A 13365-nucleotide genomic window follows, 5' to 3' on the forward strand; every position below is an offset into this window, starting at 1 on the left:
GAAGATAACCGTTGCAACCGGATGGAATCTATCCGAGTCGTAAACAGGTGCCGTCTTGCTGCAGCCGGATGTCAGTTCATCCTTGGGGGCAGGCAAAGCCCTCAATGATATCGACGCAGCAGGCCTGCAAGCTTGCCCTGGACCTCGATTTCGTCGGGTCCGTAGATCTGTGGTTCGTATGCAGCATTGGCGGGGTCGAGGCGGACCATGCCGTTCTCGCGGCGCAGATACTTGAGAGTCGCTTCCTCGCCGCGCACCAGCGCGACAACGATCTCGCCGTCGCGGCAGGTGTTGGTACGCTTCACCAGCGCGAAATCACCGTCAAGAATGCCTGCATCGACCATCGAGTCGCCCGACACCTCCAGGGCATAGTGCTCGCCGGATCCGAGAAGTGCGGCAGGCACCGCAAGCGAGGACTGACCTTCGAGTGCTTCGATAGGAACGCCAGCGGCAATGCGCCCGTGAAGCGGAATTTCGATGACGTCATTGGCCGGTTCCGGTGCGAGTTGCGGAACACGAGCGCGGGCGGAATCGTCATTGCTGTTGGCCGGGACAGGGCGCTGGGGTTTGATGCCCGCATCGTCGGGTTGACGCAACACTTCCAGTGCGCGGGCGCGATTAGGGAGGCGGCGTATGAAGCCGCGTTCTTCAAGCGCTGAAATCAACCGGTGAACGCCCGACTTCGACTTGAGGTCCAGCGCTTCCTTCATTTCCTCGAAGCTGGGAGAGATGCCGCTCTCCTCAAGCCGAGCCTGAATGAACCGGAGCAATTCGTGCTGCTTGCGCGTCAACATTGTCGCTGCCTCTTCGTTGCGGCCCGGCAAAGCCAACGCCGACCGGGAATGTTCTTGTTGTGAACATTGAGAGAACAATTAAGCAACGAAATTCATCGCGTCAAGCGAAGCCTCAAGCAATACCGCCATTTTCGAGCAGGAATACACGCACTGGATCACCAACCTGCGCTGCGGGTGCAAAGCTGGGACGGTCGATCAGGACGTTGCTCGCCGCGAGCGCGGCGAGGGCGCCGCTGTCTTGGTTCGTTTGCGGCACGACGTTCTCGCCGTCCCAATTGCCCCGCAGAAATTCACGTCGAGGTCCGTTCGCCCGCAAAGGGGCGGCGAGGTAGGTCGCGATTTGGAGCGGCGTTGCCTGGCTTGAACCGAGCATGCGCCGGAGCAGAGGCATGAGGAAATGATAGGCAGTTACGAAACTTGACACCGGATTGCCTGGCAGTCCGAGGATGATTTGTATCCTCCCGTTCCGCTCGCGGGTGGCGACGAGGATGGGTTTTCCCGGCTTGATTGCCACGCGCCAGAAATCCAGGTTTGCGCCCCAGCCTTCAAGCGCCGGGAGCACGAGATCGTGGTCGCCGACGGAGGCGCCGCCGCTGGTCACGATGACGTCCGAGTCGGCAGCGCCTTCAAACGCCGCAGTTAACGCTGCGAGGGTGTCGGCTACGGGACCGATCCGGCTCGCCGCGATCGGGAGCGAGCGGGCAAGCGCCATTAGCATTGCACCGTTGCTGGCCGGGATCTGGTGAGGCGCGCAGCATTCGGGATCGGCGGCAAGTTCATCGCCGATGTCGATAACGGCGAGGCGCGGTATGCGCCGGACCGGCAGATGCCTGTACCCACAAGCAATGGCGAGAGCCGCCTGCGCCGGGCCGATGCGGATGCCGGCGGGCATAACTTCGCTATTCTCGAAAAAATCCATACCGCAGTGACGGATGTGCCTGTCGGCAGGTTCGGGCGGCTCGCCGGTTAGCGTAAGGTTGGCTGCTTCGCGCGCGAGGTCTTCCTGCAGGATCACTGCTTTGGCGCCCATCGGCAGGATGGCGCCCGTCGAAATGCGCACGGCCTCTCCGCTATGGACAGTACCGGAATAGGGATGCCCGGCAGCGCTTTCGCCGACCACGCGCCAAGGGCCGGAGAGATCGCCAGCGGTCACCGCGTAGCCATCCATCGCCGAAAGGTCAGTGGGGGGGTGGGTCCGGCGGGCATGAAGCGATTGCGCCAGATAGCGGCCGAGACAGCCTTCCGCATCGACGTGTTCGACGGGCAGCAGTGGCGCCAGTGCGAGAAGGCGATCCCGCGCTTCTTCCAGCGTTATGGGCGGAGGCAAGCTCATGCCTGGCAACTCTCAGCGACCCAGTGGCCTGACTTGCCGCCGCGCTTTTCGATGAGGCGAATGTCGCCGATCACCATCCCCTTGTCGAGCGCCTTGGCCATATCGTAAATTGTCAGAAGTGCGATGGAAGTGGCTGTTATCGCTTCAATCTCAACACCGGTCTTGCCGGTGAGAGAGGCGGTTGCGGTGGCACGGATGGCACCTTCCTCAAAGGCGAAATCCACGTTTACCGAGTCAATCATGAGCGGGTGGCACATCGGGATGAGGTCCGACGTGCGTTTGGCGGCCATAATGCCGGCGATGCGGGCGGTGCCGAGCACATCGCCTTTGGGCGCGTCGCCGGCGCGGATGGCGGCGAGCGCCTTGCGGGTCATTGTGATGCGGCCTGAGGCGACGGCGAGGCGAGGTGTTTCCGCTTTAGCGCCGACGTCGACCATGCGAGCGGTGCCGTCTAAATCGATGTGGGTGAGGGATTTGCTCATGTCAGCTTCCAGTCATCACACACCGCAACTTGGCGGCTCAGGTTTGGGTGTCAGGCCCCGGTAAGGAGCATGCGTGTCGCGGCTTCGACGTCGGCTTCGCGCATCAGGCTTTCACCGACGAGGAACGTGCGCGCGCCGCAAGGGGCGAGGCGCAAAAGGTCGTTATGGCTGTTGATACCGCTTTCGCTGACCAACAGCGTGCCATCGGGTGCGAGCGGAGCCAAGCGCTCCGTCGTGGCGATGTCGGTGGCGAAGCGCTTCAGGTCGCGGTTGTTCACGCCGATAAGCCTTGATTTCAAGCGGCTTGCGCGCTCCATCTCAAGTTCATTATGAACTTCAACGAGGCAGTCCATGCCGCGTTCCAGTGCGGCGGACTCGATCTCTGCCATCAGAGCATCGTCCAAAGCGGCGACGATTATGAGGATCGCGTCGGCGCCAATCGCGCGTGCTTCGGCGACCTGCCAGGGGTCGATCATGAAGTCTTTGCGGATCACCGGCAATGTGCAGGCGGCGCGGGCTTCTATCAGGTAATCCTCGTGGCCTTGAAAATAGGGCGCGTCGGTGAGGATCGACAGACAGGCGGCGCCACCTTTCTCATAATGCCGGGCGTGATCTGCCGGGCGGAAGTCGGGGCGGATCAACCCCTTGGACGGGCTGGCCTTCTTGATTTCGGCGATGAGCGCGAAGCCTGTTTGCGCCTTAGCGCGAAGCGCGGCTTCGAAGCCGCGCGGCGCGCTCTGGCGGGCGGCGCGGGAGTCGAGGTCGGCGGTCGTGGCGGCGGCCTTGCGCGCCGCGACTTCCAGGCGCTTGGTGTCGCAGATTTCGGTGAGTTTGTCGGTCATGCTTGTGTCTCTCAGGCGCGCGTTGCCGCGATCCAGCAGTCGAGCAGGGCGTTGGCAAGGCCCTTGTCGATGGTTTCGGCGGCTTCCTCGGCGCCTTCGCTCCAGCTTTCCACCTCGCCCGCGACGAGCAGGGCGCCGGCTGCGTTGAGGATCACCGCGTCACGGTATGCCCCGGGTTCGCCCATCAGAAGCGCGCGTAGAGCCTGAGCGTTATAGGCCGGATCGCCGCCTCGGATGGCGTCGACGGGGGAATTTGCGAGGCCGGCATCCTGCGGGCTGACGCGGCGCATCGACAATTCGCTGCCGCGCACTTCGGCCACTTCGTTGCCGCCGGCAAGGCTCAGTTCGTCGAGGCCTTCGTCGCCCGAGATGACCATCGAATGCTCCGTACCCAGGCGTAGCAGGGCGTCAGCGTAGATCGGCACGTATGCGGGCCGGGCAATGCCAACCAACTGGCGCGAGACTTGCGCGGGGTTGGCGAGCGGACCCATCAGGTTGAATATCGTGCGGCGGCCCAGCGCCTTCCTGAGGGGCATGAGGCGGCCCATCGTCGGGTGATGGCGAGCGGCGAAGAGGAATCCGATGCCGATCTCGGACAGGGTCGATTCGGCGGTTTCCACTGCGCGGTCGAGGTCGAGCCCGAGGGCTTCGAGAGTGTCGGCAGCGCCGGCTTTTGAGCTGGCAGCGCGGTTGCCGTGCTTCGCGACGGGAACGCCGGCTGCAGCGACCACCAGCGAGACGGCGGTGGAGACGTTGAGGGTGTGGAACCCGTCGCCGCCGGTGCCGCACACGTCGATGGCGTTCGCGGGGGCGTTCACCGGGATCATACGTGCACGCATGGCGCGCGCGGCGCCAGCGATCTCGCTGGCCGTCTCGCCCCGGTCGGCCAGGGCGACGAGAAAGGCGGCGATCTTTTCTTCGGGTACTTCGCCGTCGAGGATCGCAGCGAAGGCGGCCTCGGCTTCGTCCTCGGCAATCGGGTGCAGCGGATCGGGGAGCGTCATGCGGCCTTCGCTGCGGAGATTATGCGATCGGGGATGTGGGCATCGATACCGCAGACGCGCAGGAAGTTCGCCAGCATAGCGTGACCATGCTGGGTGGCTATGCTTTCAGGGTGGAACTGGACGCCGTGGATGGGAAGGTCGACATGGCGGAAGCCCATGACGTGACCGTCGTCGGAGCGGGCGTTTACCGCCAGCGCATCGGGAATGTTCTCGACGATGAGCGAATGATAGCGCGCGGCCTTGAGCGGTGAGGGGATGCCCTCGAACAGGCCGGTGCCGTCATGGTCGATCATTGAGGTCTTGCCGTGCATCAGTCCGCCGCGCACGACTTTGCCGCCGAAATACTGGCCGATCGACTGGTGGCCCAGGCAAACCCCCAGCACCGGGATACCTGCCTTCGCTGCCGCGCCGACGAGACCGAGGCTGATGCCGGCCTCATTCGGGGTGCAGGGGCCGGGCGAGACGAGGAAGCCCTGCGCGCCCATGTCCATCGCCAGGCTGACGCTCAGCGCGTCGTTGCGCACGACCTGAACTTCTGCGCCCAGTTCCATGACGTAATGAACGAGGTTCCAGGTGAAGCTGTCGTAGTTGTCGATAACGAGGATCATCTTTTCGCCCCAATTTTCCCGCCCATCGCGCTTTTTTCGACAACGATCAAGGGGCCGAGCGGAGGACCACCATCTACCCGTCCATGTTCGGGATCCCACAAAGAGGAGACGCTGCCGTCGAGGAACAGCGCGTTGGGGCATTTCAGAGTGTCGCGAAAGTAGCGCGCGAGCTTGCCGAACGAGACCGGCTCGTCGGAAATAACGAAGTGGGCGCGGCCTTGGGCATCCACGCCGACGCCGTTGCGCAGCTTCAACGATTTGCCGTCCGCGTCAATGCCAGGATGCAGCTTGCCGGCGATAACAAGCATCGGGCCGGACTGGGTGCCGAAATCGGGTCGGTCGGTGACGTCCTTTTCGAAGTCCTGCGCGGTGCTTACCCGCCAGTTGCCTGTGGCATCGCCGTAGAACACGCCGTTGGGCAGGAGGTGGAAGTTGCCCCAGCCCGGCTTGGTGCTGAGTGCGTGGCGCTTTTCGCCGTTCTCGACGTAGTAGCCGATTGGTAGCCCATTAGCATCGAACATGCCGCCGTTGACCGCGAAGGCGACTTCGTGGCTTTTCGCCGGGCGATCGACCGCAAGCTGCGAAAGGCTGCGATAGGGGGCGCCGTCCTTGGGGCCGAGGACGGTGTGGACGGTGTGGCGACCGGGAACGGCGGTGCAATGGGTGAAACTGACGCCTTCGAACATCGCGCCTTGGCAGGGCGGCGGAGGCGGTGCCTCCGGCTTCGGCGCGGTATCGGCGGAGCAGGCGGCGAGGAGGAGCGAGGCCAGCGCAGCGAAGCTGCCAGCGCGGGTTACCATTTTGTGGGAACCGCGCCGCCGGTTATCGCACGGCGCAAGGTTTCAAGCGTTTCGGCGGCGACTTGTGCCTTGGGGACGGGGTAGAACATCTGGCTGGTGCGAAACAGCAACAGCACACGCTCGTTCTCGGCCCAGCCGGTGAAATCGCTCCAGAGATTGGTGCTCTTGCCGAAGCGATTGCTGCTTTCGATCCCTTCTGGCGAGAAGGTGAACAGCGAATCCACGCCTTCGAACTTGAGTTGGCGGTAGGTCTTTCGCGCCGTGCGGGGAATGCGCCAGAGCAGGGCGAGTGCGCCCAGAGCGGCGGCGACCGCCGCGGAGCCAACTCCGATGGCGAAAGCGAGCGCGACCGACGTGAAATCGATGCTCTTGCCATCGATCAGGTCGATCACGGAGAACAGTACAGCGTAGGCCGCGCTTAGAATGCCGATGAACCGCGCAAGGCCCTTCCACAGCCAGCGGCGGCGGATCATCAGCCAGTTGCAGGCGAGGTAGTCCTCGTAAGACAGCGCGACCGTGAAAGTGCCGCCAGGTTCCGCCATATTACTGGCCGAACCCCGGCTCCCCCGCGACACGCACGGCCTCTCTTGCTGCTGCGAACAGGGCGCCGCTCTTGGCTTCGCATTCGCGCTGTTCGTAGTCCGGGTCGCTGTCTGCGACGATGCCGGCGCCGGCCTGGACGTGGAGAATGCCGTCCTTCAAAAGGCCGGTGCGCAGAACGATGCAGCTGTCCACCGAGCCATCGGGGGCGAAGTATCCAACACCGCCGGCATAGGGGCCGCGCGTTTCGGGTTCGAGTTCGGCGATTACCTGGCAGGCGCGGACCTTCGGCGCGCCGGAGACGGTGCCGGCAGGGAAGCCTGCCAGCACAGCGTCGATCGCATCGTGATGCGCGGTGTCGAGCCGGCCCACCACGTTCGAGACGATGTGCATGACGTGGCTGTAGCGCTCGATCGTGTAGCTGTCGGTCACCTTGACGGTGCCGGCCTCGGCAACGCGGCCGACGTCGTTGCGGCCGAGGTCGAGCAGCATGAGGTGCTCGGCGCGTTCCTTGGGATCGACCAGCAGCGCGGCCTCGTTGGCCTTGTCCTCGGCCGGGGTCTTGCCGCGCGGGCGGGTGCCGGCGATCGGGCGGATGGTGACTTCACCTTCGCGGACGCGCACGAGGATTTCCGGGCTGGACCCGATCAGCGCGAAACCGGGCAGGTCGAGGAAATAGAGGAACGGCGAGGGGTTCACGCGGCGCAGCGCGCGATAGAGCGCCAGCGGCGGCAGTGGGAATTCGCAAGTGAAGCGCTGTGCCAGCACCACCTGGAAGATATCGCCCGCCTCGATGTATTCCTTGGCCTTGAGGGCCATGGCCTTGTAGTCCTCGGGCGCCATGACGGCGGTTCGGACCGGCTCGGGCAGATCGACCTGTGCGGTCGCTGCGGGAGCAGGCGCAGCGAGGCGGCGCAGCGCTTCGTCGATGCGCTCGGAGGCCTTCAGCACGGCCTGTACCGGGCTACCGCTACCGGGCCATACCGGCGCAACGCAGAACAGTTCGTCCGAAAGACGGTCGAAGATCAGGATCAGCGACGGCCGCACGAACAGCATGTCGGGCAGTTCCAGCGGGCTTTGGGCTGCGCGCGGCAGCTTTTCCACAAGGCCGATGGTCTCGTAGCCAAAGTAGCCGACGAGGCAGGCCAGCGCCTTGGGGAGCTGCGCCGGGACATCGCAGCGGCAGCTTTCCACCAGCGCACGCAGTTCGGTCAGGCTGTCGCCTTGGAGCGGAGTGAAAGTCCCGCGGTCTGCCTGCCAGTTGCGGTTGATCTCGCAGGCGGTGCCACTGGCACGAAACACGAGGTCGGGATCGAGCCCGACAAGGCTGTAACGCCCGCGCGTTTCGCCGCCTTCGACCGATTCGAGCAGAAAGTCGCCGCGGCTGTCTTCAAACAGCTTGAGTGCTGCGCCCACCGGCGTTTCGGTGTCGGCGACTAGGCTGCGCCAGATCAGCGCAGGCTTTCCCTGGGCAAGCTGCTCCAGCGCTGCCGAACGATCCGATTCCCGCTCCATGTCCTGCCCCAATCTACGGTGTCAGTTCGCCGACGCGGTGCCGGCGAGCTGGTCGCGCACTGCCTTGATCGCGGCATCGTTGCGCTTCACGCCAACAGCCTTTCGCACGGCATGACCCAGCGCGTCGGCATAGGCCTGGCCCAGCTGCTGGCCGAGTTCGTTCTGTGTGCTCTTCACCATGTCCTCGGATTCTACCTTGCCGGGCACGATGTCCTTGAGTTGCACCACGAACCAGCCGCGCTCTCCCTCAGCCGACTGCACCTTTACGGTAGTCTTGGCCATATGAAACATCAGCGATACCGGCGGCGGTACCTGGCGGCCCGAACGCAGCGCAGCGGCCAGCGTCGCGCGCGACATGGCGACCTGCTGCGGCGGTGGCAGCTTCTTGCCCGAAGCAGCAATGACCTGCTCGACCGTCCTGCCCTTGCGGATATCGGCCTGCATCTTCAGCGCCGCAGCCTTGGCGGCCTTGGATCCGATGTCCACGGCCCATGCCAGCTTCACGTCGTCCTTGATCTGGGCGAGCGGAGCGGGCGCGGAAGGCGCGATCGCGGTCACGTCGTAGATCACGAAGCTCTTGCCGCGCTCGACCTCAGCAACCTGCGGCTGCTCCTGTTCCATCGAGAAGGCAGTGGTCAGGACCGGGCGAAGCTGCTCGGGCAGGGTCTGGCCGGGCTTCATGTAAAGTCCGCCATCGGCGGTGACCGGCTGGGTCGTCTGGACCTGGCCGCCAATCGATTTTGCGACTTCGTTGAGGTTGGAGCCGTCGGAGAACTGCTCTTCGATGGCCGCCAGTGTGTCGGAAAAGGCCTTGCGACGCTTGTCGGCGGCGACCTGGGTGGAAAGCTCGGATTTGACGTCTGCCAGCGTACGGGCGGGGGTCTTCTGTTCCTCGTCGACGCGGATCACGTGCCAGCCCAGCACGCTCTTCTGCGGTGCGGCAAGCTTGCCGAGCGGGGCTGCGAAGACGGCCTGGGCGACGGCGGGCGAGAACTGGGTGGAAAGGTCTTCCTGGCTGAAGAATTCAAGCTTCGCGGCGGACAGACCCTTTTCCTGAGCAGCCGCCTCGAGGCCCTTGCCCTTTTCGACCTCGGCGACGACTGCCTTGGCAGCAGCTTCGGTCGGCACGATTAACTGGGTGATGCGGCGATTGTCCTTGGCGGCATAGGCGGCCTTGTTTGCCGTGAAGCGCGCGGCGATCTCCGCGTCGGTCGGCGGGGCGGCGGCCTTGAGCTGATCCTCGGTTACGACGGCATAGCGGATCGTGCGGCGCTCGGGACGGATGAACTGTGCGGAATGACTCTTGTAGAAGGTGGCGAGATCGGCATCCGTCGGCTGCTTGTCCGGTGCGAACAGCAGCGAGGGCAGGGCGATTACGGTGCCGTTGCGCGTTTCGTCGAGCAGCGAGGCATAACGCTTCGCAGCGAACTGCGACATCGTCGATCCGATCTGCGCCGGCGTGACGAGTTCGCGGGCGACAAGGCTTTCGCGGATATCGTCGCGCAGGGCCGGCTCGGAGATGCGCTGCTGGGCCAGGGCCTGGCGAAACACGGTCTGGTCGAACTTGCCGTCGACGCCCTGGAACGCGGGGATCTGCGCGAGTTCGCTGTCGACCAGGCGGTCGCTGATGGTCACGCCGTTCTTGGTGCCAAACGCGAAAAGGGCGGTGCGGTCGATCAGTTCGCCCAGTACCTGTTCGAGGCCGCCCTGCTCCAGCAGGACCTTCATCGTCACGTTCGGGCTTTGCTGGCGAACGCGTTCCAGCGCGCGCTTGGCACCCTGGTCGAGGGTGTCGGCATTGACGCTTTCACCGCCGACAGTGACGACCGGGGTGCCGGCGCTCACGCCCGAAGAAGAGTTGAAGCCGGCAATGTCGCCGCTGGCGAAGGCAATGGCGATGACGCCCAGCACCAGCAGGCCGATGATGGCGCCGAACTTGGACTTGAGAAACGAACGAAAGAAATTGAGCATGGACCCAGCCGATCAGCGATAGCCTGCGCGAAAACGCAGGCTTTACGCCCGCGTTTTGCGTATGAAACGGGGGGTGGCTTTAGGGGGCCTTGGCGCATCCTGCAATGCCGGTTCGCGCGGGGTAGGGGCAAAACTCCACCCATGCGGCGAACTGTGAAGAACGGGCCGTGCTCCCGGCGCAATCCTGTGGCATGAGGGTCACGGCGGGGGGTATCGTCGCGCTGAACGGGTGATGAATTTTGACAAGCCGGGGCGCGCTGTCCTAGCTGCGCCGCAACAAGAGACGACCTGATTCTCCGCGCCGTGATCGCAACCGTGGTCTTCGGCCTAAGGGAATCTGCAGGGGGATCCGTGGGGGAACCTCCCCAGGTTCGCCAGGATTTGATCAAGGGATTGAAATGGCTGCATTGCCTTACATCGTCGGAAACTGGAAAATGAACGGCACGCGGGGGATGCTCAACGAGGCCCGCGCGATCGATCGTTCGGCCGCACGCTTTCCCAAGGTGCAGGTTGCGATCGCGCCGCCCGCCACGCTGCTTTATCGCACGCGCGAAGCAGTGGAATTCATCGGTGTTGGCGGTCAGGACTGCCACGCCTATGACAGTGGCGCCTATACCGGCGATATTTCCGCGGTGATGCTCAAGGATACCGGGGCGGATTTCACCATCGTCGGCCACTCGGAGCGCCGGGAATATCACGCCGAAAGCGACGAGGAAGTAAGGGTCAAGGCAGAGGCGGCGCTTTCCGCCGGCCTCGCGGTGATCCTGTGCGTGGGTGAAACCGAAGCCCAGCGCGATGCCGGCGATGCCGAAGCGGTCGTCGGCAGCCAGCTCGAAGGTTCTTGCCCGCGCACGGAAGGCGCAGTCGAGAAACTGTCCGTCGCCTATGAGCCGGTCTGGGCCATCGGCACTGGCCGCGTCCCTTCGGTGGAAGACGTTGCCGCGATGCACAAATCGATTCGCGCGAAGCTCGTCGCGATCTACGGTGATGCGGGAGCGGAAGTGCGCATCCTCTACGGCGGTTCGGTCAAGGCGGAAAACGCTTCCGAGCTGCTGGGCATCGCCGATGTGGGCGGCGCACTGGTTGGTGGTGCCAGTCTTTCAGCCGAGAGCTTTCTGGCGATCGTCGGCGCTGCAGCATCGCTGAGCGACTGATCCTTATCCGGGTAAGGCGGGGCCTGATGGGCCCGCCGACCTCGAACAACACGCTGCGGGTTGCGCGCCCGCGTGCTAGCGCCTATCTGCGCGGCGAACCAAAGCGGGGCCAGACCCTGCCAGAAGGCTGAAACGAAGATGTTCCTTTTCCTGACCGTGGTCCAGGCCCTTGTCGCCGCTCTGCTTGTGGGCGTCATCCTGGTACAGAAGTCCGAAGGCGGCGGCCTCGGCGTTGGCGGCGGCAGTCCCTCGGGGCTGATGTCGGCGCGCGGCGCGGCAAACTTCCTCACCCGGGCTACCTCGGTTTTGGCGACTCTCTTCGTCGTCCTGAGCATCGTCCTTGCCGCCATGGCGGTGAATGAGACGAGCGGCCGTGACATCGATACTTCACTCCAGCGCAGCACCGCGCCTGCGGCTCCGGCTCAGCCGGCAGACCCGCTCGGAGCTTCCGCGAATCCCGGTGCGACTCCGGCAGCGCCGCAGAGTGCTCCGACGCAGTCCGCTCCGGCCGATCCGCTTTCGGGTGCTGCCAAGCAGTAACCCACCAAAGCGCATTTAAGCGCTTCACCGTAACCGGAATGCCGTCTGGCGCTGTCAGACGGCATTTTGTTGTATTGACCTGTGGAATGAGGCTCCGGGCGCTTGCCTGAGGGCCCCCATACAATTTAAGGCCCGACTCCCATGGCGCGGCACATTTTCATCACCGGCGGCGTGGTCTCCTCGCTCGGCAAGGGTCTCATGGCGGCAAGCCTGGCAGCATTGCTGCAGGCGCGCGGCTACAAGGTGCGGATTCGCAAGTTCGATCCGTACCTGAACGTCGATCCGGGCACGATGAGCCCCTATCAGCACGGCGAAGTCTACGTCACCGACGACGGTGCCGAGACTGACCTCGACCTTGGCCACTACGAGCGCTTCACCGGCGTTTCTGCCCGCCAGGCTGACAACATCACTTCGGGCCGCATCTACCGGGACATCATCGCCAAGGAGCGCCGCGGCGACTACCTGGGCGCGACCGTCCAGGTAATCCCGCACGTCACCGACGCGATCAAGGACTTCGCCCTGGCGGAAACCGAGGATCTCGATTTCGTGCTCTGCGAAATCGGCGGCACCGTCGGCGATATCGAGGGCCTGCCCTTCGTCGAGGCGATGCGCCAGCTGCGCAACGAAATGGGCCGCGAGCTGACCTGTTTCGTTCACGTCACGCTGGTTCCGTACATCGCTGCCGCCGGCGAGCTGAAGACCAAGCCCACGCAGCACTCCGTCCGCGAGCTGACGGGTCTGGGCATTCAGCCCGACATCCTGCTGTGCCGCTGCGACCGCGAGCTGCCCGAGGGTGAGCGCCGCAAGATCGCGCTTTTCTGCAACGTGCGCCCGCAGGCGGTCATCCAGGCGCTCGACGCGCCCAACATTTACGCCGTCCCGCTACAGTATCACCGCGAGGGTCTCGATGCCGAAGTGCTCCACCATTTCGGCATGGCGGAAGAAGCCAAGGCCCCCGTGCTGGACCGCTGGGACGACATCACCGATCGTTATCAGAACCCTGAGGGCGAGGTGAACATCGGCGTGGTCGGCAAGTACATTGGTCTCCAGGACGCCTACAAGTCACTCAACGAAGCGCTGGTCCATGGCGGCATGGCCAACCGTGTGAAGGTCAACATCCGCTGGATCGATGCCGAAATCTTCGAAAAGGAAGATTCCGAGATCGCCGCCGCACTGGAGCCGATGGACGGCATCCTCGTCCCCGGCGGCTTCGGTGAGCGCGGGACTGAAGGCAAGATCGCTTCGGTCCGCTTCGCGCGCGAACGCGGCGTGCCGTTCTTCGGCATATGCTTAGGGATGCAGATGGCCTGCATCGAGGGCGCACGCTCGGCTGGCATCGCCAAGGCCAGCTCCACCGAATTCGGCCCGACTGAAGAACCCGTCGTCGGCATCATCACCGAGTGGATGACCAAGGACGGCCTTGAGACCCGCGCCGAGGGCGGCGATCTTGGCGGTACGATGCGCGTGGGTGCTTACCCGGCGAAGCTTTCGGCCAACAGCCATGTCGCGGCCATTTACGGGGCCGACGAGATCAGCGAACGCCATCGTCATCGCTATGAGGTGAACGGGTCGTACCGCGAGGCGCTGGAAGGCAATGGCCTGATCTTTTCCGGTATGTCACCCGATGGCCTGCTGCCCGAGATCGTCGAGCGTCCGGACCATCCCTGGTTCGTCGGCGTGCAGTTCCACCCGGAACTGAAGTCGCGTCCGTTCAATCCGCATCCGCTGTTCTCCGGCTTTGTCGCGGCGGCGCTACGCCAGGCGCGCCTGGTCTGAGTTCTG

Annotated in this window: 13 protein-coding genes; 3 read left to right on the forward strand and 10 right to left on the reverse strand. The window is 64.2% G+C overall.

Annotated features, from left to right (window positions below):
- Positions 1-101 precede the first annotated feature (101 nt).
- From lexA to V474_RS03185, 10 genes are all read right to left on the reverse strand, one after another.
- Positions 102-794, reverse strand: coding sequence for a transcriptional repressor LexA (gene lexA / locus V474_RS03140; RefSeq protein WP_059150068.1), 693 nt, complete (start codon positions 792-794; stop codon positions 102-104).
- 112 nt (positions 795-906) lie between these two features.
- The gene (locus tag V474_RS03145) at positions 907-2127 is read right to left on the reverse strand and encodes a molybdopterin molybdotransferase MoeA (protein WP_059150069.1); all 1221 of its coding nucleotides are present in this window, start codon (positions 2125-2127) and stop codon (positions 907-909) included.
- Positions 2124-2609, reverse strand: a complete 486-nt coding sequence (gene moaC, locus V474_RS03150; RefSeq protein WP_059150070.1) for a cyclic pyranopterin monophosphate synthase MoaC — start codon at positions 2607-2609, stop codon at positions 2124-2126. Before moaC ends, V474_RS03145 begins: the two co-directional genes overlap by 4 nt.
- Before the next feature lie 50 nt (positions 2610-2659).
- The gene (gene trpC / locus V474_RS03155; RefSeq protein ID WP_059150071.1) at positions 2660-3451 is read right to left on the reverse strand and encodes an indole-3-glycerol phosphate synthase TrpC; all 792 of its coding nucleotides are present in this window, start codon (positions 3449-3451) and stop codon (positions 2660-2662) included.
- Between the two features lie 11 nt (positions 3452-3462).
- Positions 3463-4455 carry an anthranilate phosphoribosyltransferase gene (gene trpD, locus V474_RS03160; RefSeq protein ID WP_059150072.1) on the reverse strand — a complete coding sequence of 331 codons (993 nt, stop codon included), beginning with the start codon at positions 4453-4455 and terminating at the stop codon, positions 3463-3465.
- On the reverse strand, positions 4452-5063 hold the full coding sequence (locus V474_RS03165; RefSeq protein WP_059150073.1) for an anthranilate synthase component II: 612 nt from the start codon (positions 5061-5063) through the stop codon (positions 4452-4454). The genes trpD and V474_RS03165 overlap by 4 nt, the downstream gene beginning before the upstream one ends.
- Positions 5060-5863 (reverse strand): phosphodiester glycosidase family protein, encoded by an 804-nt coding sequence (locus V474_RS03170; RefSeq protein ID WP_059150074.1) that lies wholly within the window; start codon positions 5861-5863, stop codon positions 5060-5062. The genes V474_RS03165 and V474_RS03170 overlap by 4 nt, the downstream gene beginning before the upstream one ends.
- A complete protein-coding gene (locus V474_RS03175) occupies positions 5857-6405 on the reverse strand; it encodes a YcxB family protein (RefSeq protein WP_059150075.1) in 549 nt (182 codons plus the stop codon). The genes V474_RS03170 and V474_RS03175 overlap by 7 nt, the downstream gene beginning before the upstream one ends.
- A 1-nt stretch (position 6406) precedes the next feature.
- Positions 6407-7918: an anthranilate synthase component I gene (trpE, locus tag V474_RS03180; RefSeq protein ID WP_059150076.1), complete on the reverse strand. Its 1512-nt coding sequence runs from the start codon at positions 7916-7918 to the stop codon at positions 6407-6409.
- 21 nt (positions 7919-7939) lie between these two features.
- Positions 7940-9889: a peptidylprolyl isomerase gene (locus tag V474_RS03185; RefSeq protein WP_059150077.1), complete on the reverse strand. Its 1950-nt coding sequence runs from the start codon at positions 9887-9889 to the stop codon at positions 7940-7942.
- Positions 9890-10287: 398 nt separating this feature from the next.
- Between V474_RS03185 and tpiA the strand changes: the two genes are divergently transcribed.
- The 3 genes from tpiA to V474_RS03200 all read left to right on the forward strand — a co-directional run bounded on the left by tpiA (position 10288) and on the right by V474_RS03200 (position 13359).
- Positions 10288-11043 carry a triose-phosphate isomerase gene (gene tpiA / locus V474_RS03190; protein WP_059150078.1) on the forward strand — a complete coding sequence of 252 codons (756 nt, stop codon included), beginning with the start codon at positions 10288-10290 and terminating at the stop codon, positions 11041-11043.
- Positions 11044-11181: 138 nt separating this feature from the next.
- Complete coding sequence (gene secG / locus V474_RS03195; protein ID WP_059150079.1) at positions 11182-11583, forward strand: preprotein translocase subunit SecG; 402 nt, start codon at positions 11182-11184, stop codon at positions 11581-11583.
- A 141-nt stretch (positions 11584-11724) separates the two neighbouring features.
- The gene (locus V474_RS03200; RefSeq protein ID WP_059150080.1) at positions 11725-13359 is read left to right on the forward strand and encodes a CTP synthase; all 1635 of its coding nucleotides are present in this window, start codon (positions 11725-11727) and stop codon (positions 13357-13359) included.
- Positions 13360-13365 lie beyond the last annotated feature (6 nt).

Source organism: Novosphingobium barchaimii LL02 (assembly GCF_001046635.1).
GTDB lineage: Bacteria > Pseudomonadota > Alphaproteobacteria > Sphingomonadales > Sphingomonadaceae > Novosphingobium > Novosphingobium barchaimii.

What these genes read in the sequence shown, in the direction of transcription:
- V474_RS03170 (WP_059150074.1), bottom strand. Translation starts at nt 5,863, where the DNA reads ATGGTAACCCGCGCTGGCAGCTTCGCTGCGCTGGCCTCGCTCCTCCTC.
- trpD (WP_059150072.1), bottom strand. Translation starts at nt 4,455, where the DNA reads ATGACGCTCCCCGATCCGCTGCACCCGATTGCCGAGGACGAAGCCGAG.
- V474_RS03165 (WP_059150073.1), bottom strand. Translation starts at nt 5,063, where the DNA reads ATGATCCTCGTTATCGACAACTACGACAGCTTCACCTGGAACCTCGTT.
- secG (WP_059150079.1), top strand. Translation starts at nt 11,182, where the DNA reads ATGTTCCTTTTCCTGACCGTGGTCCAGGCCCTTGTCGCCGCTCTGCTT.
- V474_RS03200 (WP_059150080.1), top strand. Translation starts at nt 11,725, where the DNA reads ATGGCGCGGCACATTTTCATCACCGGCGGCGTGGTCTCCTCGCTCGGC.
- moaC (WP_059150070.1), bottom strand. Translation starts at nt 2,609, where the DNA reads ATGAGCAAATCCCTCACCCACATCGATTTAGACGGCACCGCTCGCATG.
- trpC (WP_059150071.1), bottom strand. Translation starts at nt 3,451, where the DNA reads ATGACCGACAAACTCACCGAAATCTGCGACACCAAGCGCCTGGAAGTC.
- V474_RS03185 (WP_059150077.1), bottom strand. Translation starts at nt 9,889, where the DNA reads ATGCTCAATTTCTTTCGTTCGTTTCTCAAGTCCAAGTTCGGCGCCATC.
- trpE (WP_059150076.1), bottom strand. Translation starts at nt 7,918, where the DNA reads ATGGAGCGGGAATCGGATCGTTCGGCAGCGCTGGAGCAGCTTGCCCAG.
- lexA (WP_059150068.1), bottom strand. Translation starts at nt 794, where the DNA reads ATGTTGACGCGCAAGCAGCACGAATTGCTCCGGTTCATTCAGGCTCGG.
- V474_RS03175 (WP_059150075.1), bottom strand. Translation starts at nt 6,405, where the DNA reads ATGGCGGAACCTGGCGGCACTTTCACGGTCGCGCTGTCTTACGAGGAC.
- tpiA (WP_059150078.1), top strand. Translation starts at nt 10,288, where the DNA reads ATGGCTGCATTGCCTTACATCGTCGGAAACTGGAAAATGAACGGCACG.
- V474_RS03145 (WP_059150069.1), bottom strand. Translation starts at nt 2,127, where the DNA reads ATGAGCTTGCCTCCGCCCATAACGCTGGAAGAAGCGCGGGATCGCCTT.